The 22,652-nt window shown below is 69.4% G+C and carries 21 protein-coding genes and 1 riboswitch; of the genes, 14 read left to right on the plus strand and 7 right to left on the minus strand.

The window, feature by feature from the left end:
* Positions 1-114: 114 nt before the first annotated feature.
* Complete coding sequence (nadA, locus tag ACFXOM_RS04365; protein ID WP_384944309.1) at positions 115-1,302, minus strand: quinolinate synthase NadA; 1,188 nt, start codon at positions 1,300-1,302, stop codon at positions 115-117.
* Between the two features lie 325 nt (positions 1,303-1,627).
* Between nadA and erpA the strand changes: the two genes are divergently transcribed.
* A complete protein-coding gene (gene erpA, locus ACFXOM_RS04370) occupies positions 1,628-1,984 on the plus strand; it encodes an iron-sulfur cluster insertion protein ErpA (protein ID WP_384930212.1) in 357 nt (118 codons plus the stop codon).
* 105 nt (positions 1,985-2,089) lie between these two features.
* Here erpA and ACFXOM_RS04375 read toward each other — a convergent pair whose 3' ends face one another.
* Positions 2,090-3,682 (minus strand): hypothetical protein, encoded by a 1,593-nt coding sequence (locus ACFXOM_RS04375; RefSeq protein WP_384930209.1) that lies wholly within the window; start codon positions 3,680-3,682, stop codon positions 2,090-2,092.
* A 177-nt stretch (positions 3,683-3,859) separates the two neighbouring features.
* Entirely contained in the window at positions 3,860-4,099 is a 240-nt protein-coding gene (locus ACFXOM_RS04380) for a hypothetical protein (RefSeq protein ID WP_384930206.1), read from the minus strand.
* A gap of 130 nt (positions 4,100-4,229) precedes the next feature.
* Between ACFXOM_RS04380 and ACFXOM_RS04385 the strand changes: the two genes are divergently transcribed.
* On the plus strand, positions 4,230-5,204 hold the full coding sequence (locus ACFXOM_RS04385; protein ID WP_384930204.1) for a carbohydrate kinase family protein: 975 nt from the start codon (positions 4,230-4,232) through the stop codon (positions 5,202-5,204).
* A 132-nt stretch (positions 5,205-5,336) separates the two neighbouring features.
* On the opposite strand, the gene ACFXOM_RS04390 is transcribed toward ACFXOM_RS04385, so the two are convergent.
* The gene (locus ACFXOM_RS04390) at positions 5,337-6,707 is read right to left on the minus strand and encodes a cysteine desulfurase/sulfurtransferase TusA family protein (RefSeq protein ID WP_385036929.1); all 1,371 of its coding nucleotides are present in this window, start codon (positions 6,705-6,707) and stop codon (positions 5,337-5,339) included.
* A gap of 282 nt (positions 6,708-6,989) precedes the next feature.
* Between ACFXOM_RS04390 and coxB the strand changes: the two genes are divergently transcribed.
* The 4 genes from coxB (at position 6,990) to ACFXOM_RS04410 (ending at position 11,456) form a co-directional block, all read left to right on the plus strand.
* On the plus strand, positions 6,990-7,961 hold the full coding sequence (coxB, locus tag ACFXOM_RS04395; protein ID WP_384930199.1) for a cytochrome c oxidase subunit II: 972 nt from the start codon (positions 6,990-6,992) through the stop codon (positions 7,959-7,961).
* Positions 7,958-9,688, plus strand: a complete 1,731-nt coding sequence (gene ctaD / locus ACFXOM_RS04400) for a cytochrome c oxidase subunit I (RefSeq protein WP_384930196.1) — start codon at positions 7,958-7,960, stop codon at positions 9,686-9,688. The genes coxB and ctaD overlap by 4 nt, the downstream gene beginning before the upstream one ends.
* Entirely contained in the window at positions 9,685-10,083 is a 399-nt protein-coding gene (locus tag ACFXOM_RS04405) for a cytochrome c oxidase subunit 4 (RefSeq protein WP_384930193.1), read from the plus strand. Before ctaD ends, ACFXOM_RS04405 begins: the two co-directional genes overlap by 4 nt.
* A gap of 119 nt (positions 10,084-10,202) precedes the next feature.
* Positions 10,203-11,456 carry an Ig-like domain-containing protein gene (locus ACFXOM_RS04410; protein WP_384930190.1) on the plus strand — a complete coding sequence of 418 codons (1,254 nt, stop codon included), beginning with the start codon at positions 10,203-10,205 and terminating at the stop codon, positions 11,454-11,456.
* A gap of 54 nt (positions 11,457-11,510) precedes the next feature.
* On the opposite strand, the gene ACFXOM_RS04415 is transcribed toward ACFXOM_RS04410, so the two are convergent.
* Positions 11,511-11,909, minus strand: a complete 399-nt coding sequence (locus ACFXOM_RS04415) for a hypothetical protein (RefSeq protein WP_384930187.1) — start codon at positions 11,907-11,909, stop codon at positions 11,511-11,513.
* 192 nt (positions 11,910-12,101) lie between these two features.
* On the opposite strand from ACFXOM_RS04415, the gene ACFXOM_RS04420 reads away from it, so the two are divergent.
* From ACFXOM_RS04420 to ACFXOM_RS04445, 6 genes are all read left to right on the plus strand, one after another.
* The gene (locus ACFXOM_RS04420) at positions 12,102-12,722 is read left to right on the plus strand and encodes a heme-copper oxidase subunit III (RefSeq protein ID WP_384930184.1); all 621 of its coding nucleotides are present in this window, start codon (positions 12,102-12,104) and stop codon (positions 12,720-12,722) included.
* A 65-nt stretch (positions 12,723-12,787) separates the two neighbouring features.
* A complete protein-coding gene (locus ACFXOM_RS04425) occupies positions 12,788-13,597 on the plus strand; it encodes a c-type cytochrome (protein WP_384930181.1) in 810 nt (269 codons plus the stop codon).
* Complete coding sequence (locus ACFXOM_RS04430; RefSeq protein WP_384930178.1) at positions 13,594-14,643, plus strand: Rieske 2Fe-2S domain-containing protein; 1,050 nt, start codon at positions 13,594-13,596, stop codon at positions 14,641-14,643. Before ACFXOM_RS04425 ends, ACFXOM_RS04430 begins: the two co-directional genes overlap by 4 nt.
* Entirely contained in the window at positions 14,640-16,265 is a 1,626-nt protein-coding gene (locus ACFXOM_RS04435; protein ID WP_384930175.1) for a cytochrome bc complex cytochrome b subunit, read from the plus strand. Before ACFXOM_RS04430 ends, ACFXOM_RS04435 begins: the two co-directional genes overlap by 4 nt.
* Positions 16,266-16,391: 126 nt before the next feature.
* Positions 16,392-17,456 carry an anthranilate phosphoribosyltransferase gene (gene trpD / locus ACFXOM_RS04440; protein ID WP_384930172.1) on the plus strand — a complete coding sequence of 355 codons (1,065 nt, stop codon included), beginning with the start codon at positions 16,392-16,394 and terminating at the stop codon, positions 17,454-17,456.
* Between the two features lie 164 nt (positions 17,457-17,620).
* Positions 17,621-17,737: riboswitch (SAM riboswitch) on the plus strand.
* Positions 17,738-17,948: 211 nt separating this feature from the next.
* Positions 17,949-19,415, plus strand: a complete 1,467-nt coding sequence (locus tag ACFXOM_RS04445) for an aminotransferase class V-fold PLP-dependent enzyme (protein WP_384930169.1) — start codon at positions 17,949-17,951, stop codon at positions 19,413-19,415.
* 104 nt (positions 19,416-19,519) lie between these two features.
* Here ACFXOM_RS04445 and ACFXOM_RS04450 read toward each other — a convergent pair whose 3' ends face one another.
* Together ACFXOM_RS04450 and ACFXOM_RS04455 are read right to left on the minus strand one after the other, a co-directional pair.
* Entirely contained in the window at positions 19,520-19,801 is a 282-nt protein-coding gene (locus ACFXOM_RS04450) for an Lrp/AsnC family transcriptional regulator (protein WP_384930168.1), read from the minus strand.
* Positions 19,802-19,886: 85 nt separating this feature from the next.
* A complete protein-coding gene (locus ACFXOM_RS04455) occupies positions 19,887-20,600 on the minus strand; it encodes a rhomboid family intramembrane serine protease (protein ID WP_385036932.1) in 714 nt (237 codons plus the stop codon).
* A 114-nt stretch (positions 20,601-20,714) separates the two neighbouring features.
* On the opposite strand from ACFXOM_RS04455, the gene ACFXOM_RS04460 reads away from it, so the two are divergent.
* A complete protein-coding gene (locus ACFXOM_RS04460) occupies positions 20,715-20,957 on the plus strand; it encodes a hypothetical protein (RefSeq protein ID WP_384930162.1) in 243 nt (80 codons plus the stop codon).
* A gap of 42 nt (positions 20,958-20,999) precedes the next feature.
* A complete protein-coding gene (locus ACFXOM_RS04465; RefSeq protein ID WP_384930160.1) occupies positions 21,000-22,358 on the plus strand; it encodes an NYN domain-containing protein in 1,359 nt (452 codons plus the stop codon).
* The last annotated feature ends 294 nt before the right edge of the window (positions 22,359-22,652 follow it).

Raw genomic sequence — 22,652 nt, forward strand, 5'->3', positions numbered from 1 at the left:
CTCCAGTGGGCAAGGCGCCGCCCGGGCAGGGGAAAGCGGGGGACGGCGGCGTCTCAGGGGAAACGCGGTGGCGCGCGCCGGGGGCGAAGACGGGGCGACGGGGTACTGCCCCCGTTACGGAAGCGCCAGCATCCTCTGCAGGGCCAGCTTCGCGAAGCTCTCCGTCTCCCGGTCCACCTCGATGCGGTTGACCAGGTTCCCCTCGGCCAGTGACTCCAGTGCCCACACCAAGTGCGGCAGGTCGATGCGGTTCATCGTCGAGCAGAAGCAGACCGTCTTGTCGAGGAAGACGATCTCCTTGCCCTCGGAAGCGAAACGGTTCGCCAGGCGGCGCACCAGGTTCAGCTCGGTTCCGATGGCCCACTTGGAGCCCGCAGGTGCCGCTTCGAGCGCCTTGATGATGTATTCCGTGGAACCGACGTAGTCGGCCGCGGCAACCACCTCGTGCTTGCACTCCGGGTGGACGAGCACGTTCACGCCCGGTATGCGCTCCCGGACGTCCCGCACCGAGTCCAGCGAGAAGCGGCCGTGCACGGAGCAGTGGCCCCGCCAGAGGATCATCTTCGCGCCGCGCAGCTCATCGGCCGTGAGCCCGCCGTTCGGCTTGTGCGGGTTGTAGACGACGCAGTCCTCCAGCGACATCCCCATGTCCCGCACCGCGGTGTTCCGCCCGAGGTGCTGGTCCGGCAGGAAGAGGACCTTCTCGCCCTGCTCGAAGGCCCAGTCCAGGGCCCGCTTCGCGTTCGACGAGGTGCAGATCGTCCCGCCGTGCTTGCCGGTGAAGGCCTTGATGTCCGCCGAGGAGTTCATGTAGGAGACCGGAACGGTCACGTCCGCGACACCCGCGTCCGTCAGCACGTCCCAGCATTCCGCGACCTGTTCCGCGGTGGCCATGTCGGCCATCGAGCATCCCGCCGCGAGGTCGGGCAGGACGACCTTCTGGTCGTCGGTGGTCAGGATGTCCGCGGACTCCGCCATGAAGTGGACGCCGCAGAAGACGATGTACTCCGCCTCCGGGCGGGCCGCCGCGTCCCTGGCCAGCTTGAACGAGTCACCGGTGACGTCCGCGAACTGGATGACCTCGTCTCGCTGGTAGTGGTGGCCGAGCACGAAGACCTTGTCACCGAGCTTCTCCTTGGCCGCCCGGGCGCGCTCCACCAGGTCCGGGTCGGACGGTGAGGGCAGGTCTCCGGGGCACTCGACACCACGCTCGCTCTTCGGGTCGGCCTCGCGGCCGAGCAGCAGCAGGGCGAGCGGCGTCGGCTGGACATCAAGGGGTTGGGCCGTGGTCACGTCACGCACCCTTTCTTCTCTTCGGACAGCGCGGCGGAGGCCGCTCCCAGGCGAGCCCCGGGTTGGTCACCGAGGCTTCTTTTCGTCTATTTGACGCTATCTATCATAACTGGTTCGTGTCAGTTTGACGACGGCGATAGCGTCGATGTGACGCAATTCCCGGACCGCGACCCCGGTCCCCGCCTGCCCGGCAGGCCGTCTCCGGGTCGCTCCCCTCCCGTGAGCGCGTGTGCGAGCATGAAGGGGAAAGACCAGGGCCGCCCGGAATGAATCCGGCGCCCCGCCGGTTGCAATCGTCGGCAAGCAGTCTCCGTACAACCCGGGAGAGAAGCAGATGTCCGTATCGGACGAGACCACCACCGTGAGCGACGGCATCCTCCTGTCCGATGCCGCCGCGGCCAAGGTCAAGGCCCTGCTCGAGCAGGAAGGCCGGGACGACCTGGCGCTGCGCGTCGCGGTCCAGCCCGGCGGCTGCTCCGGTCTGCGCTACCAGCTCTTCTTCGACGAGCGCTCGCTCGACGGCGACGTCGTCAAGGAGTTCGACGGGGTCAAGGTCGTCACCGACCGCATGAGCGCCCCGTACCTCGGTGGTGCCTCGATCGACTTCGTCGACACGATCGAGAAGCAGGGCTTCACGATCGACAACCCGAACGCCACGGGCTCCTGCGCCTGCGGCGACTCCTTCAGCTGAGCCGCTGACACGCCGGAGGGCGGTGTCCCGATCGTGGGGCACCGCCCTCCGGCGCGTTCCTGTGACGGCGGGTGACTCACTCGATCCGTCTCCGTACCCGACGGCTCACTTGAGCGGTACCCGGGTGCCGCTCTGCGCATCGACGACTTCCCGGTCGCCCAGCGGCTCCTTCAGCGTCACCTTCTCCGTCAGCTCCTTGGCGATCATGATGCAGACGCGGCCGGGGTCGGGGCGGGACTCGATGATCTTCACCTTGACCTGGGTGGCGGACTCCTCCGCCTCACCCGAATAGCCACTGCACACCCCACCCCAGAAGCGCAGGGTCAGTGTCCGGCCGTCCTTCGACACGGCGTACGACTCCACGCCCCGCTGGGTCGTCTCGGGCAGCTGCGAGCCGGTGGGCGACGGCTGCCGGGTGCTCGGCGTCGACGGCGCCGCCGGTGCCGACTTCAGGTAAGCGGGCGCGATCGCCGGGTGCGTGACCGTGAACGGCTCCGCCCCGCCCTCCGGCTTCGCCTCGAACAGCCAGGAGGGTACGAGTGCGGGACGACCGTCGACCGAGTGCACCGCGAGACCGAAGACGGCCTTGCTGACGACCACCGGCCGGGGGCCGCCCGAGCGGCCGTTCGGCTCGCACGGCGCGATCGGCTTCGCCGGACGCGTGTCCGGCTTCCCGGGGTCCGTTCCGGGCGCTGCCGGGCCGGTGACCGGCGTGTCCGGCCCCATGGTGGGAGCGTCCGGTGCCTGGGCCGGATCGTCCACACCCTCGACCGGTACGGGAGTCGCGCAGCCGCCGATGCCGCCGCGACGCTGTCCTGCCGCGTTCAGCTGCTCAAGCGTCTCCCGCGCGCTGACGACCGGGTAGCTGGCGCCTTTCGCGGGCTCCTTCAGCTGCCCGCTGCCCCCCGTGACCTTCCCGTCGCTGCCGACCTGGATGCCGGTCGACCAGCCGTACGTCGGGAGCCCACCGACCACCGGATCGGCGTTCACCACCCGGGTCGCGCCCATCGTCTGGGTGGCGTCCAGCGCGGCGTCGCCCTGACCCACGGCGGCCAGCACGGGAGCCGCGGCCTTCTTCGCCGTCTCCTCGCTCACCACGGGTGCGCCACCGCTTCCGGGCTGCCCCGTGGACGGTTCCCCGCCGCTCGGGCACGGCTTGCCCTTGAGGCAGTCGTCACCCTTGGGCGACGTGCCGAACCGCATGAACGTCCAGGTGCCCGGCGCCTCCCTGTTCACGTGGAGCAGGGGACCGCCGCCGTCCTTGTCCGTGCCGATCTTCCACACGGTGCCGGCGAGCCGTGGGGTGCCTGGCACGCCGAGAGCCGCGGCCAGCTTCGCCACCTCTGCCTCGCCGACGGTGCCGGCCGCGCGGTACACCGCCGCCTCGTCCGGACCCTCCGGCAACGGGCCCTCGGCCCGGTACACCACGCCGTGCGGATCCGGTTCGCCCGGTGCGATGCCGGCGTCCGGACCGGTCTCCGTGTGTCCGTCCAGTGCCAAGGGGGGCGGGTTCCGGTCGGCGGCCGGTGTGGTGCTGCCGCCTTCGGACGCCGTGGTGGCGAGGTACGCACCACCCCCGCCGGCGATCAGGACCGCCGCGGCCACCGAAACGACGGCCAGGGGTGACCGCCGCCGACGCGTGGCGTCGGAACCATCGGTGCCGTCGGCGCTCTTGAGGGGCCGCTCTTCACTGCTCACCGCGCATCGCTCCTTCGTGACCCGTAACGGGGGACACCGATGGGACGGAACGGGAGAGCGCACGGTTCCAGGGCTGCGCCGTGTGGCGTACGGGGGGACACCCGGATGCGTGGCGGCGCGGCGGCCGCTGCGCGCGGCCGGAGGGGAGCCCGGAGCGGGACGCGGAGGCGCCTCGGGTCAGTCTCCGTACGGGGCCATCGAGTCGACCAGCCGCGCGGAGGCGGCGGGGACGACCACGCCGTGGATCAGCGACGGCGGTACCGGCGCCGGCGAAGCCACGGGCGGCACCGCCCAGTGGGGCGCCATGCGGGCGCTGTCGCCGCACAGCTCGGCCAGGCTGATCTCGGTCTCCCCGTGCCCGTGCGGTGCGCCGTACGAGCGGGCCGGGTCGGTGTACGAGGCGGTGTGCTTCGGCATAGGGGCACCGTACGCACGGGAGGAGGCGCAAAAAAGACCTACTATTGGGTAGTTTCCGCACTTCAGGACGACGCCGCCGACCCGGTAGCGTTAGCTGTCAACTCCGCCTCCCCACCAGGAGCACCTAGCCGTGCGAATCGCAGTCACCGGCTCCATCGCCACTGACCACCTCATGACCTTCCCCGGCCGTTTCGCCGACCAGCTGGTCGCGGACCAGCTGCACACGGTCTCCCTCTCCTTCCTGGTCGACAACCTGGACGTGCGCAGAGGAGGGGTCGGCGCCAACATCTGCTTCGGCATGGGGCAGCTCGGCACCCGACCGATACTGGTCGGTGCCGCGGGATCCGACTTCGACGAGTACCGCGCCTGGCTGGACCGGCACGGCGTCGACACGTCGGCCGTCCGGATCTCCGAGGTCCTGCACACCGCCCGGTTCGTCTGCACCACGGACGCCGACCACAACCAGATCGGCTCCTTCTACACGGGCGCGATGAGCGAGGCGCGCCAGATCGAGCTCAAGTTGGTCGCTGACCGGGTCGGTGGGCTGGACCTGGTGCTGATCGGGGCCGACGACCCGGAGGCCATGCTGCGGCACACCGAGGAGTGCCGGGCCAGGAGCATCCCGTTCGCCGCGGACTTCTCCCAGCAGATCGCCCGCATGAACGGGGACGAGATCCGGATACTGCTGGACGGGGCGACCTACCTCTTCTCCAACGAGTACGAGAAGGGCCTCATCGAGACGAAGACCGGGTGGAGCGACGAGGAGATCCTCGGCCGGGTGGAACACCGGGTCACCACGCTCGGCTCGCGCGGCGTCCGCATCGAGCGGGTCGGTGAGCCCGTCATCGAGGTGGGCTGCCCCGAGGAGGATTCCAAGGTCGACCCGACCGGCGTCGGTGACGCCTTCCGGGCGGGCTTCCTCTCCGGTCTGTCGTGGGGAGTGAGCCTGGAACGCGCCGCGCAGGTGGGCTGCATGCTCGCCACGCTGGTCATCGAGACCCTCGGCACCCAGGAGTACACCCTGCGGCGCGCCCACTTCATGGACCGGTTCACCAAGGCGTACGGCCACGACGCGGCGGCGGACGTCCGGACCCACCTGTCGTGATCGCCCGCGCCGGGCGGAGCCGCCGCGTCGGCCGTTCCGTCCGGCGTGCCGGCGGCTGATCGGGGGCCGGGTGCGGCGGGTACCCCGCGTGCCGGCCCCGTCGACCGCCGGACGGGCGGCGACCCGCTCGGCTCAGTCGCGGCGGCGTACCGTGTACGCCGTGCCGTGCCCGGCCGGGGACTCGCCCAGGTACTCCTGCCCCCGCATCTCGCACCACGCGGGGATGTCCAGCCGCGCCGCCTCGTCGTCGGACAGCACCGTGATCGTCCCGCCCACCGGGACGCCGTCGATGGCCTTGGCCAGCTCGATGACGGGAACGGGGCAGCGCCTGCCCAGGGCGTCCACCGTCAGCTGCACCTGCCCTCGCGACGGTTCGACGGGGCCGGCGGCGGGGGCGCCGAGGTTCTGCCGGACGGTGGCGACCACCTCAGGGAGCACCTGCAGGAAGCGGTCCACGTCCGCGTCCGACGTGCCCGCCGGCAGCGAGACCCGTACGTTCCCCCCGCTGAGCACACCCATGGCGCGCAGCACGTGGCTGGGGACGAGGGTCGAGCTCGTGCACGACGATCCCGAGGAGACGGAGAACCCGGCCCGGTCCAGCTCGTGCAGCACCGTCTCCCCGTCGACGTAGAGACAGGAGAAGGTGACGAGGTGGGGGAGGCGGCGTACCGGGTCGCCGACCACCTCGACGTCCGGAACCAGTTCCGGCACCCGCGCACGGATGCGGTCCACGAGCAGCCGTAGGCGCCGGTCCTCGGCAGCTGCCGTGTCCCGCACCGCCCGGAGGGACGCCGCGGCGGCGACGATCGCCGGGATGTTCTCGAAGCCGGGCGCGCGTCCCGACTCCCTTTCGTCCACGGGCCCGTCGGGAGCGAAGCGAACACCCTTGCGGACGGCGAGGAGTCCCACTCCCGCAGGTCCGCCCCATTTGTGGGCACTGGCCGTGAGCAGCGACCAGTCGGCCTCGACCGGACCCCATCCGAGCGACTGGGCGGCGTCGACGAGCAGGGGCACCCCGGCGGACCGGCACAGCTCGGCCACTTCGGTGACCGGCTGCTCGGTACCCACCTCGTGGTTCGCCGACTGGAGGCAGGCGAGTGCGGTGTCCTCCCGCAGCGCCGTGCCGAACACGCCCGGCGACACCGCGCCCCACCGGTCCACCGGGATCTCGGTCACCGACAGACCCTCCACGGCGTGCAGCACCGCCGAGTGCTCGACCGCCGACACGACGAGATGGCCGCCGATCCGCCGCCGGCCCGCCAGGGCACCGGCGATGCCGGAGTGGAGGGCGCGCGTCCCCGACGAGGTGAAGACCAGCTCGTCGGGACGGCACCCCACGGCCGCAGCGGCGGTCTCGCGCGCGGCGTCCAGCAGTAGTCGCGCCCGCCGTCCCTCGCGGTACAGCCGGGCGGGGTCGGCCCACCCCTCGTCGAGGGCGGCCTGGAGGGCCTGGCGGGCGACCGGGTGCAGCGGAGCCGAGGAGGCGGCGTCGAAATAGGGCACTCTGCCACGCTAGCCCCCCACCCCCAAGAAGGTGTCAGAAGGCTGCGGCACGGGCTCAGTCCAGGGCGGCAGCCGGCCCCGCGGGCGGCGCCGGAAGGGGCCGGTCCACCCCTTCGGGTCGTCGGACGGCGCGTTAAGCACCCTCCATGCACGACCCCAAATAGCGTCCAGTAGGGTTTGGTCCGCGTAAACATCCAAACCCCTGCCCGCGCCAGGGCCGGCGACCGACCAGCGAGACGGCCGCAGCCGACCGTGCGGGCGAGACTCTCGGGAAGGCGCTACGTGAGTCCCAACGGCTCCGACCGCTCGTCGCGGCGCCCGATGCGGCGGAAGCTGCCGCAGGTGCTGACTGCGGGCTTGATCGTGGCAACCGCCACTGGTTGCTCCCCCACTTGGAGGGACTTCCCCCGCCTTGGAATGCCCACCCCGGTCACGGAGGAGGCTCCGCGGATCCTCTCCCTCTGGCAGGGCTCCTGGGCCGCCGCCCTCGCCGTGGGCGTGCTGGTATGGGGTCTGATCCTGTGGAGCGTCATCTTCCACCGGCGCAGCCGCACCAAGGTCGAGGTTCCCCCGCAGACGCGGTACAACATGCCCATCGAGGCGCTGTACACCGTCGTCCCGCTCATCATCGTCTCGGTGCTCTTCTACTTCACCGCGCGTGACGAGTCCAAGCTCCTCGCCCTCTCCAAGGAGCCGGCCCACACCGTCAACGTGGTCGGCTACCAGTGGAGCTGGGGCTTCAACTACATCGAGGACGTGGACGGGAACCCGGCCACCGGCGACGCCGCGGCCCAGGAGACCCTGAACGCGATTCCGGACAAGTACACCAACGACTTCCCGAAGGGTGCCGAGGGCGTCTACGACGCGGGCATCCCGGGTGACCGGAACCCGCAGACCGGCAACCCCGGTCCCACGCTGTGGCTGCCCAAGGGCGAGAAGGTCCGCTTCATCCTGACCTCCCGTGACGTGATCCACTCCTTCTGGGTGGTTCCCTTCCTGTTCAAGCAGGACGTCATTCCCGGCCACACCAACGTCTTCGAGGTGACTCCGAACCAGGAGGGCACCTTCAAGGGCAAGTGCGCCGAGCTCTGCGGTGTCGACCACTCCCGGATGCTCTTCAACGTCAAGGTCGTCTCCCCGGAGCGCTACCAGCAGCACCTGAAGGAGCTGGCCGAGAAGGGTCAGACCGGCTTCATCCCGTCGGGCATTGAGCAGTCGGACCCGGCCCGGAATGCGGAGAAGAACCAACTGTGAGCATCCTCAACGAACCCCAGGGTGCCGCCGCGGCTGACGACTCGTACGAGAACGAGCTCCCGGTCCGGCGTAGGCAGCCCGGCAACGTGGTGGTGAAGTGGCTGACCACCACCGACCACAAGACCATCGGCACGCTCTACCTGGCGACCTCGTTCGTCTTCTTCTGCATCGGCGGCCTCCTGGCGCTCTTCATGCGCGCCGAGCTGGCCCGTCCGGGTACGCAGATCATGTCGAACGAGCAGTTCAACCAGGCGTTCACGATGCACGGCACGATCATGCTGCTGATGTTCGCGACGCCGCTGTTCGCCGGATTCGCCAACTGGATCATGCCGCTGCAGATCGGTGCGCCCGACGTGGCGTTCCCGCGGCTGAACATGTTCGCGTACTGGCTGTACCTCTTCGGCTCGATCATCGCCGTCGCGGGCTTCCTCACTCCGAACGGTGCGGCCGACTTCGGCTGGTTCGCCTACTCCCCGCTGTCGGACGCGGTCCGCTCCCCGGGTGTCGGCGCCGACATGTGGATCATGGGTCTGGCCTTCTCCGGCTTCGGCACGATCCTCGGTTCGGTCAACTTCATCACCACGATCATCTGCATGCGCGCTCCGGGCATGACGATGTTCCGCATGCCGATCTTCGTGTGGAACGTGCTGCTGACCGGTGTGCTGGTCCTGCTCGCCTTCCCGGTGCTGGCCGCGGCCCTGTTCGCCCTGGAGGCGGACCGCAAGTTCGGTGCGCATGTGTTCGATGCGTCGAACGGTGGGGCCTTGCTCTGGCAACACCTCTTCTGGTTCTTCGGCCATCCAGAGGTGTACATCATCGCCCTACCGTTCTTCGGAATCGTGTCGGAGATCATCCCGGTCTTCAGCCGCAAGCCGATGTTCGGTTACATCGGCCTGGTGGCCGCGACGATCGCGATCGCCGGCCTGTCCGTGACCGTGTGGGCCCACCACATGTACGTCACCGGTGGTGTGCTCCTACCGTTCTTCTCCTTCATGACCTTCCTGATCGCGGTGCCCACCGGTGTGAAGTTCTTCAACTGGATCGGCACCATGTGGAAGGGCTCGTTGTCCTTCGAGACGCCGATGCTCTGGACGATCGGATTCCTGATCACCTTCACCTTCGGTGGTCTGACCGGCGTCATCCTCGCCTCGCCGCCGATGGACTTCCACGTCTCCGACTCGTACTTCGTCGTCGCGCACTTCCACTACGTCGTCTTCGGCACCGTGGTGTTCGCGATGTTCGCCGGATTCCACTTCTGGTGGCCGAAGTTCACGGGCAAGATGCTGGACGAGCGGCTCGGCAAGATCACCTTCTGGACGCTGTTCATCGGCTTCCACGGCACGTTCCTGGTCCAGCACTGGTTGGGTGCCGAGGGCATGCCGCGCCGCTACGCGGACTACCTGGCCGCCGACGGCTTCACCACGCTGAACACCATCTCGACCATTGCGTCGTTCCTGCTCGGACTGTCGATCCTGCCGTTCCTCTACAACGTCTGGAAGACGGCGAAGTACGGCAAGAAGATCGAGGTCGACGACCCGTGGGGCTACGGCCGTTCGCTCGAATGGGCGACGTCCTGCCCGCCGCCGCGGCACAACTTCCTCACCCTGCCGCGGATCCGCTCCGAATCCCCGGCGTTCGATCTGCACCACCCGGAGATCGCGGCTCTCGACCAGCTCGACCACGCCGGTCACGGTGCCATCGCCGCTGACAAGGAGGCCGGCAAGTGAAGATCCAAGGCAGGATGTTCATCTGGCTGAGCGTCTTCATCCTCGCCATGGCCGTCCTTTACGGCGTGTGGTCCAAGGAGCCGGCCGGTACGACGGCGCTCTTCCTCGCCTTCGGCCTGAGCATCATGATCGGCTACTACCTGGCCTTCACGGCCCGGCGAGTGGACGCCATGGCGCAGGACGACAAGGAGGCCGACGTCGCGGACGAGGCGGGCGAGGTGGGCTTCTTCAGCCCGCACAGCTGGCAGCCGCTCTCGCTGGCGGTCGGCGGAGCGCTCGCCTTCCTGTCCATCGCCATGGGCTGGTGGATCATGTACTTCTCGGCCCCGCTGATCTTGGTCGGCTTGTTCGGCTGGGTCTTCGAGTACTACCGCGGCGAGAACCAGAACCAGTAGCGGACGCCCGCTCCGCACAGCGCAGGGGCCCGGACACTCACCCGATCAGGTGATGTCCGGGCCCCTCGTTTGCAGTCATCCGGCGCGCCGCTGCCGGGCGTTCTTCATAGCGTGTGCTCATGAACGAGATGCCGCGCAAGCGCACCCTAGTGAGCTGTACCGTGCTGGCCCTGGCGCTCGGGTGGGGCACGGCCGCGTGCAGCGGGCAGGACGGCAACCCGTTGTCGGCGAGACCGTACGACGCGGCGCGTCAGGTCACCTTCAACGCACCCGTCAAGGGCGCGAAGGCGGACCCGGACAAGCCCCTGGAGGTCACCGCGAAGGGCAAGGACGGCCGGATCACGGACGTGACGGCCGTCGACGCGGCGGGCCACTACCTGGCGGGCGAACTCTCCGCGGACGGCACCCGGTGGCGCTCGACGGGCCCCCTGGCGGCCGGGACGCGCTACACGGTCAAGGTGTCCACGGAGAACGGAGAGGGGGCCCCGGGGCGCCGTACGGTCAGTTTCGACACGGCCGCGCCGAAGCGGATGCTGAAGGTGACGCTGGGCCCCAAGGAGGGCACGTACGGGGTGGGACAGCCCATCACCGCCGAACTCAGCTCACCCGTTCCGAACAAGCAGGACAGGGCTGCCGTGGAGCGTTCGCTGAAGGTCGAGTCCCAGCCCGAGGTGGACGGGGCCTGGTACTGGGTGGACGACACCAAGCTGCACTACCGCCCCAAGGAGTACTGGCCCGCGGGCGCCACCGTGGAGGTCCGCAGCAACCTCGCCGGCGTGAAGGTCGGCGACCGGCTCTACGGCGCGGCCGCCAAGCCCCTCAAGCTGACCATCGGCGACCGGATAGAAGCGATAACCGACGCCGGCACGCACCAGATGACGGTTCTGCGCAACGGAGAAGTGATCAAGACCATCCCGATCACCACCGGAAAACCGGGATTCTCCACCCGCAACGGCATCAAGGTGGTGCTGGGTAAGGAGTACTTCGTGCGGATGCGCGGCACCAGCATCGGCATCCCCGTGGGCAGCGCCGACTCCTACGACCTGCCCGTCTACTATGCGACGCGCGTCACCTGGAGCGGTGAATACGTGCACGCCGCCCCCTGGTCGGTGGGCTCGCAGGGGTACGCGAACGTCAGCCACGGCTGTACCGGCATGTCCACGAGCAACGCGGCCTGGTTCTTCAAGACCGTCCGCGAGGGCGACATCGTGAAGGTCGTCAACAGCCTGGGAGCGGTGATGGAGCCGTTCGGGAACGGCCTCGGCGACTGGAACCTGGAGTGGGACCAGTGGCGTTCCGGCAGCGCCCTGGTCGAGGGCGGTCGCGTCGACGCGGGACCGGCCGAGTACGCCCGGCTCCGTCCCGAGGTGTGATCCGTACCCCGGTCCCCACCCCCGCCTGGCCCGCCCGTACGAGTCCGGAACCCGTCAGGCCGCGGCCCGACCCCTGCGCAGCAGCCCCGCCAGTGCGTCCGCAAGCTCCACCGGCTCGACCGGCAGCGTCACGGCGGCGTCCGCACGGCTCCACGTGGCCAGCCAGGCGTCCTGCGGGCGCCCCATGAGCACCAGGACGGGCGGACACCTGAAGATCTCGTCCTTGATCTGCCGGCACACGCCCATGCCGCCGGCGGGCACCGCCTCGCCGTCCAGGACGCAGACGTCGATGCCGCCCTTGTCCAGCTCCTTCAGGACGGCTGGCAAGGTGGCGCACTCGACGAACTCGACCGGGGGAACATCGGCGGCCGGGCGCCGACCGGCGGCGAGCCGCACCTGTTCGCGGGTGCCGACGTTGTCGCTGTACACCAGCACCTTGGCGGTCGACTGCATGGTTCCTCCGGTTCGTCTGGGAGAACTGCGGGGCTGCACCGATGCGCGGATGCTACCCCTCCTCACGCCTTGTCAGCACCGCTCGTGACGGGCTTTCGACGGCGCCGTTCGGGGCTGCGCACCGGTTCCGCAGAGGGACCAACACACCGAACGGCACCCCCCGGAGTGAGGGCTGGATAAGCGACCGACATAATGTCGGTCGTGGCGACAGCAACGACAGTAGAAACCGGGCACGCGCACCCGTCGGTCAATCGGCCGAACCTCACCAGCGTCGGAACCATCATCTGGCTGAGTTCCGAGCTGATGTTCTTCGCGGCCCTCTTCGCGATGTACTTCACCCTGCGATCGGTGATGGGTGCCGAGTACTGGGCAGAGAAGGCTTCGGCCCTGAACTTCCCCTTCTCGGCGACCAACACCACGATCCTGGTGCTCTCCTCCCTCACCTGCCAGCTCGGCGTCTTCGCCGCCGAGCGCGGTGACGTGAAGAAGCTCCGCGCCTGGTTCGTGATCACGTTCGTGATGGGTGCGATCTTCATCGGCGGCCAGGTGTTCGAGTACACCGAGCTGGTCAAGGAGGACGGCCTTTCGCTGTCCTCCGACCCCTACGGCTCGGTCTTCTACCTGACCACCGGCTTCCACGGTCTGCACGTGACGGGCGGTCTCATCGCCTTCCTGCTGGTTCTCGGCAGGACGTACGCGGCCCGGAGGTTCACCCACGAGCAGGCAACCGCCGCCATCGTCGTGTCCTACTACTGGCACTTCGTCGATGTCGTCTGGATCGGCCTCTTCGCCACGATCTACATGATCAAGTAGCCGGGCCCGTACCCGCACACATTCCAGAAGCATCGACGCAGAAGATCCTGACACCGGGGTAATCCGTGAAAAAGCTCTCCGCACGACGACGCCATCCGCTGGCGGCGGTCGTCGTCCTACTCCTCGCGCTGGCGGCCACTGGGGGGCTGTACGCCGCGTTCGCGCCCGCGGACAAGGCTCAGGCAGACGAAACCGCCCAGTCCCTCGCCATCGAGGAGGGGAAGAAGCTCTACACCGTCGGCTGTGCCAGCTGCCACGGAAACGGCGGTCAGGGCACCTCTGACGGCCCCTCCCTGGTCGGCGTCGGCTCGGCGGCCGTGGACTTCCAGGTCGGCACCGGCCGCATGCCCGCCCAGCAGCCGGGCGCCCAGGTGCCGAAGAAGAAGGTCATCTACACCCAGGGGCAGATCGACCAGCTCGCGGCGTACATCTCCTCCCTCGGTGCCGGTCCGATCGTGCCGACCGAGAAGCAGTACAGCCCGGACGGTGCCGACATCGCCAAGGGCGGTGACCTGTTCCGCACCAACTGTGCCCAGTGCCACAACTTCACGGGTGAGGGCGGTGCCCTGACGCACGGCAAGTACGCCCCGAACCTCGAAGGCGTGAGCCCGAAGCACATCTACGAGGCCATGCAGACCGGCCCGCAGAACATGCCCTCCTTCCCGGACACGACCATGCCGGAGCAGGAGAAGAGGGACATCATCGCCTACATCCAGACCGTGAACAGCGGCGAGTCGGAGAACCCCGGCGGCCTCAGCCTGGGCGGCCTCGGTCCCGTCAGCGAGGGGCTTTTCGCCTGGGTCTTCGGTCTGGGTGCGCTGATCGCAGTTGCCGTCTGGGTCGCGGCCCACACCGCTAAGGCCAAGAAGTCATGAGTAGCCAAGACATTCCCGAAGAGACCCTGCCTGCCGAGCAGGACCACGCGCGCGAGGCAGCGGCGAAGGACAACCCCTTCGCCGACCCGGGCATCCCTGCCCACAAGCCGCGCATCCAGGACATCGACGAGCGGGCCGCCAAGCGGTCCGAGCGCACGGTCGCCCTCCTGTTCACGCTGTCGATGCTGGCCACGATCGGCTTCATCGCTTCGTACGTGATCTTCCCGGTCGACAAGATCGTCTACATCTGGCCGTTCGGTCACGTGAGCGCGCTCAACTTCGCGCTGGGCATGACCCTCGGCGTCGCGCTGTTCTGCATCGGCGCGGGCGCGGTCCACTGGGCCCGCACCCTGATGTCCGACCACGAGATCGCCGACGAGCGCCACCCGATCGAGGCCGCGCCCGAGGTCAAGACCAAGGTCATGAACGACTTCGCGGCCGGTGCCACGGAGTCCGGCTTCGGTCGGCGCAAGCTCCTTCGCAACACCATGTTCGGTGCGCTGGCCGTGGTGCCGCTCTCCGGTGTCATGCTGCTGCGCGACCTGGGTCCGCTGCCCGAGGACAAGCTCCGCCACACGCTGTGGTCCAAGGGCAAGCAGCTCATCAACATGAACACGAACCAGCCGCTGCGCCCCGAGGACGTCGCCGTCGGTTCGCTGACCTTCGCCATGCCCGAGGGCCTGGAAGAGGAAGACCACAGCTTCCAGACCGAGATCGCCAAGGCCGCCCTGATGATCGTCCGGATCCAGCCGGAGAACATCAAGGACAAGCGCGAGCTCGAGTGGTCGCACGACGGCATCGTCGCCTTCTCGAAGATCTGCACCCACGTGGGCTGCCCGATCTCCCTGTACGAGCAGCAGACGCACCACGTGCTCTGCCCGTGCCACCAGTCCACCTTCGACCTCTCCGACGGCGCCCGCGTCATCTTCGGCCCGGCCGGCCACGCCCTTCCCCAGCTGCGGATCGGCGTGAATGACGAGGGCTTCCTCGAGGCGCTCGGCGACTTCGAAGAGCCCGTCGGTCCTGCCTTCTGGGAGCGCGGATGAGCACTTCAACGGATACACAGCGAAAGGCACCCGCGGGCGAGCGGGTCGCCGACTGGGCCGACGGCCGCCTCGGGATCTACTCCCTGGCCAAGGCCAACATGCGCAAGATCTTCCCGGACCACTGGTCCTTCATGCTGGGCGAGGTCGCGCTCTACAGCTTCATCGTCATCATCCTCACGGGTGTGTACCTGACGCTGTTCTTCCACCCGTCGATGAACGAGGTGGAGTACCACGGCAGTTACGTCCCGATGCAGGGCCGGCTGATGTCGGAGGCGTTCGCCTCGACCCTGGACATCAGCTTCGACGTCCGCGGCGGTCTGCTCATCCGGCAGATCCACCACTGGGCGGCGCTGATCTTCCTCGCGGCCATGATGGTCCACATGATGCGCGTCTTCTTCACCGGCGCCTTCCGCAAGCCGCGCGAGGTCAACTGGCTGTTCGGCTTCCTGCTGCTCGTCCTCGGCATGTTCACCGGCTTCACCGGTTACTCGCTGCCGGACGACCTGCTCTCCGGTACCGGCGTCCGCTTCATGGAAGGCGCGATCCTGTCGGTCCCGGTCGTCGGCACCTACCTGTCGTTCTTCCTGTTCGGCGGAGAGTTCCCGGGCGGCGACTTCGTGGCCCGCTTCTACTCGATCCACATCCTGCTGCTGCCGGGCATCATGCTCGGGCTGCTGGTGGCGCACCTGATCCTGGTCTTCTACCACAAGCACACGCAGTTCGCGGGTCCCGGACGGACCAACAAGAACGTCGTCGGCATGCCGTTGCTGCCGATCTACATGGCCAAGGCCGGAGGCTTCTTCTTCCTGGTCTTCGGCGTCATCGCGGTCGTCTCGGCGGTCGCCCAGATCAACCCGATCTGGGCCATCGGCCCCTACCGGCCGGACCAGGTGTCCACCGGTGCCCAGCCAGACTGGTACATGGGCTTCTCCGAGGGCCTGATCCGGGTGATGCCCGGGTGGGAGATCAACCTCTGGGGCCACACCCTGGTCCTGGGCGTCTTCATCCCGCTGGTGATCTTCCCGCTGGTCCTGGCGACCATCGCGGTCTACCCGTTCATCGAGTCCTGGGTCACCGGGGACAAGCGCGAGCACCACATCCTGGACCGCCCGCGCAACGCCCCGACCCGTACCGCCTTCGGCGTGGCCTGGCTGACCTGGTACTTCGTGTTGTTGATCGGTGGCGGGAACGACCTCTGGGCGACCCACTTCCACCTGTCGATCAACTCGATCACCTGGTTCGTCCGGATCTTCTTCTTCGTCGGCCCGGTCATCGCCTTCATCGTCACCAAGCGGATCTGCCTGGGTCTGCAGCGACGCGACAAGGACAAGGTGCTGCACGGACGCGAGTCCGGCATCATCAAGCGACTGCCGCACGGTGAGTTCGTCGAGGTCCACGAGCCGCTGACGCAGGAGGCCCTGCACACGCTCACCGCACACCACCAGTACGACCCGGTCGAGATCGGCCCGACGGTCGACGAGAACGGCGTCGAGCGCAAGGTGTCGAGGACGCAGCGCCTCCGGGCACGGCTCAGCAAGGCCTACTACGGCTCGGGGAACCAGGTCCCCAAGGCCACCGTCGAGGAGTTCAAGGAGATCACGAGCGGCCACGGCCACCACTGATCCCCTGCGCTGATCGCAGCAACTGCCACGGCGAGAGCCCCGTCCATCCGCTGGACGGGGCTCTTCGCCGTCCATGCGGGTGGATAGGGTGGGGGCATCCCCATTCGTACGATCCCAGGAGCGACCATGAGCGCCGTGACCCCCGCTGGAGGCAGTACCGCGGCGGGCCGCTCCTGGCCCGCGGTACTCGACGCCCTGCTGTACGGCAGGGACCAGAGCGCGGACGCCACCGCCTGGGCGATGGACCGGATCCTGCGCGGTGAGGCCACCGATGCGCAGATCGCCGGCTTCGTGGTCGCCCTGCGCGCCAAGGGCGAGACCGTCGAGGAGATCTCCGGTCTGGTGCGCACGATGTACGAGCACGCCAGGCTGATCGACGTACCGGGGCCCAGCGTCGACATCGTCGGCACCGGCGGTGACGGCGCCAAGACCGTCAACATCTCGACGATGTCGGCGATCGTCGTCGCGGGGACCGGTGCGAAGGTCGTCAAGCACGGCAACCGGGCCGCCTCCAGCCAGAGTGGTGCGTCCGACGTGCTGGAGAAGCTCGGGGTCAATCTGGAGCTGACCCCGGAGCGGGTCGCCGAGGTCGCGGAGGAAGCGGGGATCACCTTCTGCTTCGCCGTGAAGTTCCACCCCGCACTGCGGCACGTGGCGGCGGCGCGCAAGGAGCTCGGTATCCGCACCACCTTCAACTTCCTGGGGCCGCTGACCAACCCGGCTCGGGTGGAGGCCCAGGCCACCGGTGTCGCCGACGCGCGGATGGCGCCGATCATGGCAGGGGTACTGGCCGAGCGCGGCTCCAGCGCCCTGGTGTTCCGCGGGGACGACGGGCTGGACGAGCTCACCACCACCGCGACCTCCCGGGTGTGGGTGGTGCGGGACGGCTCGGTGCGCGAGGAGCACTTCGATCCCCGGGACGTGGGCATCGACATTGTTCCGGTGGAGGCCCTGCGCGGGGCGGACGCCTCGTACAACGCGGACGTGGCGCGTCGATTGCTCGCCGGCGAGACCGGCCCGGTGCGGGACGCCGTCCTGCTGAACTCGGCAGCGGCACTCGCCGCCTTGGAGCCCGCTGGGGGCACCTTGGTGGAGCAGTTGCGGGTGGGCATCGAGAAGGCCGCGGAGTCGATCGACTCCGGGGCGGCGAAGCAGGCGCTGGACCGCTGGGTGGCGGTCAGCAACGCGTGAGCGCGTAGGGATGGCGGTGCGGGGCCCCGCACCCGCCCGAGGCGGCGGGAGGGGACCGGCCCGCAGCAGCCCGCGAGGGGGTCGGTTCCGACCGGCCCCCTCGTTCGTCCCGGGATCCGGACACGAGTTGCGGGTACCCGATCACATGGCATAGCTTCGCGACAGGTCATGAGCGACAGCGACGAGGCCCCGGCCCGCTGTCCGGCAACCCTCCGTCCGTGGCGGGGTGCCCCGGGTGAAGACCGGGCCGTAGGCAGCGAGGTCTACGGCAAGCGCGGACCCCGCGGACATCTGTGCATGTCCCATCCCTGGGGTCCTGGTCCTCGAGGGAGCTGTCTCGTGAGCAAGCGAATGCGCTAGGGCCGTCGGCCCCGTTCCCCCTCCGCACGCAGTTGCCGTGCGTCGAGGCAACACCCGTGTGTCGGGCGGCAGTCGTGCCGTCGCGCCGGGTTCCCACAGCCCTTTCGCCCCACTCCGCCGGGAGATACCGCCATGTCCGCACGCCTGAACATCGCCGAGACCACCACCCCCGCCCTCGCCGCCGCACCCTCCGACCCCTGCTGTGACGCCCCGCTGCCGGTGCTCGGCCGGGACGTCACCGTTCCGCTCGTGACGGGTGGCGAGGTCACGTACGCCGCCCTCGACTACGCGGCGAGCGCGCCGGCCCTGCAGCGGGTCTGGGACGACGTGGCCGCCTACGCCCCGTACTACGGCAGCGTGCACCGCGGGGCGGGGTACCTGTCACAGCTGTCCACGGACCTGTTCGAGGGCAGCCGCGCAGCGGTGCACGCGTTCCTCGACTGCCGGGCGGACGACCAGGTCGTCTTCACCCGTTCGACCACCGATTCGCTGAACCTCCTGGCGGCCGCGCTGCCCGCGGGCTGCCAGGTCTTCGTCTTCGAGACGGAGCACCACGCGTCGCTGCTGCCCTGGGAGTCCCCCCGGGCCGCCGGGCCGGGCGGGGAGGGCGCCCGGGTGACCTACCTCGACGCGCCGGGCTCCCCCGGCGAGGCGGTGCGGACCCTGGAGGTCGCCCTCGCCGACCGCGACCCGTACGGCCCCGCCCTGGTCTGCGTGACCGGCGCTTCCAACGTCACCGGCGAGCTCTGGCCGGTGCGTGAACTGGCGTCGGCCGCACACGCCCACGGCGCCAGGATCGTGCTGGACGCGGCCCAACTCGCCCCGCACCACCCCGTCTCCGTACGGGACCTGGACGTCGACTGGGTGGCCTTCTCCGGGCACAAGCTCTACGCGCCGTTCGGCTCCGGCGTGCTCGTGGGGCGTGCGGACTGGCTGCAGGCGGCGGAGCCGTACCTCGCGGGCGGCGGTGCCTCGCGGAGCGTGACGAGGCGCACCGACGGCAGGGTGCAGGTGGACTGGCACACCACCGCGGCGCGCCACGAGGCGGGCTCGCCGAACGTCATCGGCGCCTATGCGATCGCCTCGGCCTGCCGGGCGCTGACGGAGGCCGGTTTCGACGCGCTCGTCGCCCGGGAGCAGCACCTCGTCGACAGGGTCCGTGCGGGGCTCGCGGAGATCCCCGAAGTCAGGGTGCTGTCGTTGTTCGGGGACGACTCCCCGAGGGTCGGGGTGCTCTCCTTCGTGGTGGAGGGCTGGAACAGCTCGCACGTCGCCGCCGCGCTGTCCGCCGAGTACGGCATCGGTGTGCGGGACGGCCTCTTCTGCGCCCATCCGCTGGTGCGGACGTTGCTCGGCAGCGACCCGCAGCAGGCCGGCGAGTGCGGTGCAGCGGAGGCCGCGCCGGGAGAGCGAAGCGGGGCGGGGGTCCCCTCGGCTGAAGGCCGGGGGAGGTCGTTGAACGCGATCCGGGTCAGCTTCGGCGCGGGGACCCCGGACGAGCACGTGGAGCGGTTCGTCCGGGCGGTTGCGGAGCTGGTGCGCGACGGGGCGCGGTGGAGCTACCGCACCGAGGACGGCAGGTGCGTACCCGCGGTGTGAGGAACCCGCCCCCGTGTGGAACGGCCCGGCCCGCCCGCGGGACGTGTGCCGGGCCGTGGGGCTGTGGGCGGCTACCCGGCGGTCGGCACGCGCTCGGTGGCGGGTCAGGCGTCGAGGCCGATGGCGAAGGCCGCTTCCAGGTCGTGCTCGGAGTAGGTCCTGAAGGCGACGTGGGTGTCCGTGGCCTCGACGCCGGGGATCTTGCTGATCCGTCCCGGGATGACATCGGCCAGGTCCTCGTGCCTGGCCACCCGGACCATCGCGATCAGGTCGTACGTACCGGTGACCGAGAAGACTTCGCTCACGCTGTCCAGAGCGGCGATGGTCTCGGCGATCTCAGGGATGCGGTCCACGCTGGTCTTGATGAGCACGATCGCGGTGATCACGGCTGTCCCTCTCCCTCGGCGACCGTCGGTGGCCGCTGTGTGCGCCTCAAGACTACTTGCCGGGGTGCCGGGGTGCCGGGCGGTGTCATTCCCCGCCGTCCCCCGTCCCGGGACGTGCCGGGGCCCCCTGCCGGAAGCGGCCCCAGGCGTAGAGGAAGCCGATCGAGAACCCCACCAGATGCGCGAGGTAGGCCACGCCCGGGCCGGCGGACGCGCTCTGCGCCTCCGCCATCCACTGCAGGACGAACCAGAAGACCAGCACGATCCAGGCGGGAAAGCGCAGCGGCAGGAACAACAGGAAGGGGAACACGCTCGTCACCCGTGCTCTCGGGAAGAGGCAGAGGAACGCACCCAGCACGCCCGAGATGGCCCCGGACGCCCCGACCAGCGTCTGGTCCGAGGAGGCGTTGGCCGCGGCGTAGGCAAGCAGCGCGAGATAGCTGCAGCCGAGGTAGAAGAGTGTGAACTGCAGGTGCCCCATTCGCTCCTCCGTCATCGCCCCGAAGACGTAGAGGAAGAGCATGTTCCCCAGGAGGTGCAACCAGCTGCCGTGGACGAAGAGCGCGGTCAGGGGGGTCAGGAGCGCGCGTGGGGAACTGCGCATCAGGTCGACCGGGATCACGCCCCAGCGTTCGAAGTAGGACGTCTGCGCCGACAGCAGTGCGTCACCGGTGCCGTAGGACGCGTTGAGTCCGGAAGCCGGTCCGACGACGAACAGGAGGCAGCACAGCCCGATCACCCCGTACGTCACGGAGGGCCCGTTCACGGCGCTTCGCACTGCCGAACGCCAAGCGATCACCGTCAGAGCATGGCGTACCGGGACGGACAGTGACAGACCGCCTCGCCGTGTCACCGCCGGCGCGTGAGGTCGTAGGGTTACGGGCAGTAGGGACGACGAGACGAGGACGGCATGATGACGACGGTTCCCACGCCGACGAGCACCACCCGGTGGCGCTGCACCCTGTGCGGCAATCTGACCCGCTTCGACGTGACCCGCTCCTCGAAGGTCGTCGAGTACGTCCACCTGGACTTGGCGGGGGAGCCGAAGGTGGAGGAGCGTGAGGTCGTCAGTGAGACCATCGAGTCGGTCCGCTGCCGCTGGTGCAACGCCGTGGACCAGATCGAACTGGTGGACAGGCCGGGCTCCGGTTCCTGAGGGAGCCGGCGGACCCGTACGGAGACAGTGGGGTGACGGATCGTGGAGCAGCCTGACAGCGGCGCCGGGCCGGCCGGTGCCGGCGACGCCGCGGAGGCGCTCGAACGCCCGCTGCCGGAAGGCGTGCGGCGCCGGGTCGTCGCCCTGGTCTCCGACGCCTTCGGCGGGCTGACCCTCACGGAGCTCCCCGTGCAGTTGCGGCAGTACGCCCGGTTCACCCCGACCAGGCGGGCCAAGTTCGCGGGCAACGCGATGGCTGCGGCGCTGGAGGGCGATCCGGTGTTCCGCCAGCGCGTCGGCGAACGGCTGCGCGATACCCAGCCGGAACTGGCGGGTGCGCTGGACTCCGGGGCGCCGCCCGCCGCCGCCGATCCCGTCGACGTGGCCGCAGCCGCCTACGTGCTGCGCCCGGTCGGCTGGGTGAAGCTGGTGGCCGCCGCCGGTGAGGAGGCCCAGCGGGCGGATGCCGAGCGCGCCGACGAGGAGGGCCGCCGCGAGCTGGAACGGGTCCGCGAGGAACTGGACCGGCTCAAGGAGCAGGCCAAGGCCGAAACCGAGCGGCTGCGCGCCGAGCTGGAGTCCGCCCGCAAGGACGCCGAATCGCTTCAGCGGAAGCTGCGGAGCGCCCAGAGCGATGTGAAGCGGGGTGAGGCGGCCCTGCGCCGCAGTGCGGCGGAGATGGAGTCGGCCAGGGTCGAGGCGCAGTCCCAGGTGTCCGCTGCGGAGAGCGAGGCGCGCCGACTCCGCGCCCGGCTCGGCGAGGCGGAGTCCGCCGTCGAGGCGAGCCGGCGGGCCGCGCGCGAGGGCCGTTCCATCGAGGACATGCGCGTGCGGCTGCTGCTGGACACCGTGCTGGACGCCGCCGCGGGGCTGCGCCGCGAGCTGGCCCTGCCGCCCGCCTCCCTGCATCCTGCGGACACCGTCGACGCGGTGGAGCCCGGCCGGATGACTCCCAAGGACATCGCGGCACGCGCACTGTCCGAGACCGACCCGGCGTTGTTGGACCAGTTGCTGGCCCTGCCCCAGGCGCATCTCGTGGTGGACGGCTACAACGTCACGAAGTCGGGGTATCCGACGATGCCGCTGGAGAAGCAGCGGCTGCGGCTGCTCGGTGGTCTCGCGATGCTGGCCGCGCAGACCGGTGCCGAGATCACCTGCGTCTTCGACGGTGCGGAGCTCGCCGCCCCGGTGCTGCTCGCTCCGCCGCGTGGGGTGCGGGTGCTGTTCTCCAAGCCGGGCGTGACCGCAGACGAGCTCATCCGGCAGCTCGTTCGGGCCGAGCCGCCGGGGCGGCCCGTCGTCGTGGTGTCGACCGACCGCGAGGTCGCCGACGGGGTGGCGAAGGCCGGGGCCCGGCCCGTTGCGTCCGTCATGCTGCTGAAGCGCCTTTCGCGCGTCTAGTAACTCATGGGCACAATGCCCGATTTCGCGGAACGTACCGTCAAGTGGCGGCTACTGGGCGTGGGGTGGATGTAAAAAATGCGCTCCGCGGGCCAGATTTTTCCCATGAGGATTTGAAGTGATCACAGGAACATCACTAGGGTCAGGCCTCGAACCTTCGCACGGTTGATCATCCATCCGGGATGGCAGCGAAGGAACCGCCGATTTCGCCCAGTTCAGCCCCGTCCGTCACGGTGCCCGGGAGGTCCTCCTCTCGTGCCGGTGTTCGGGGGCGCCCCGTCGCCGGGGTTGAGG

Origin of the sequence: Streptomyces sp. NPDC059169 (genome assembly GCF_042755225.1) — a bacterium.
Classification (GTDB): Bacteria; Actinomycetota; Actinomycetes; order Streptomycetales; family Streptomycetaceae; genus Streptomyces.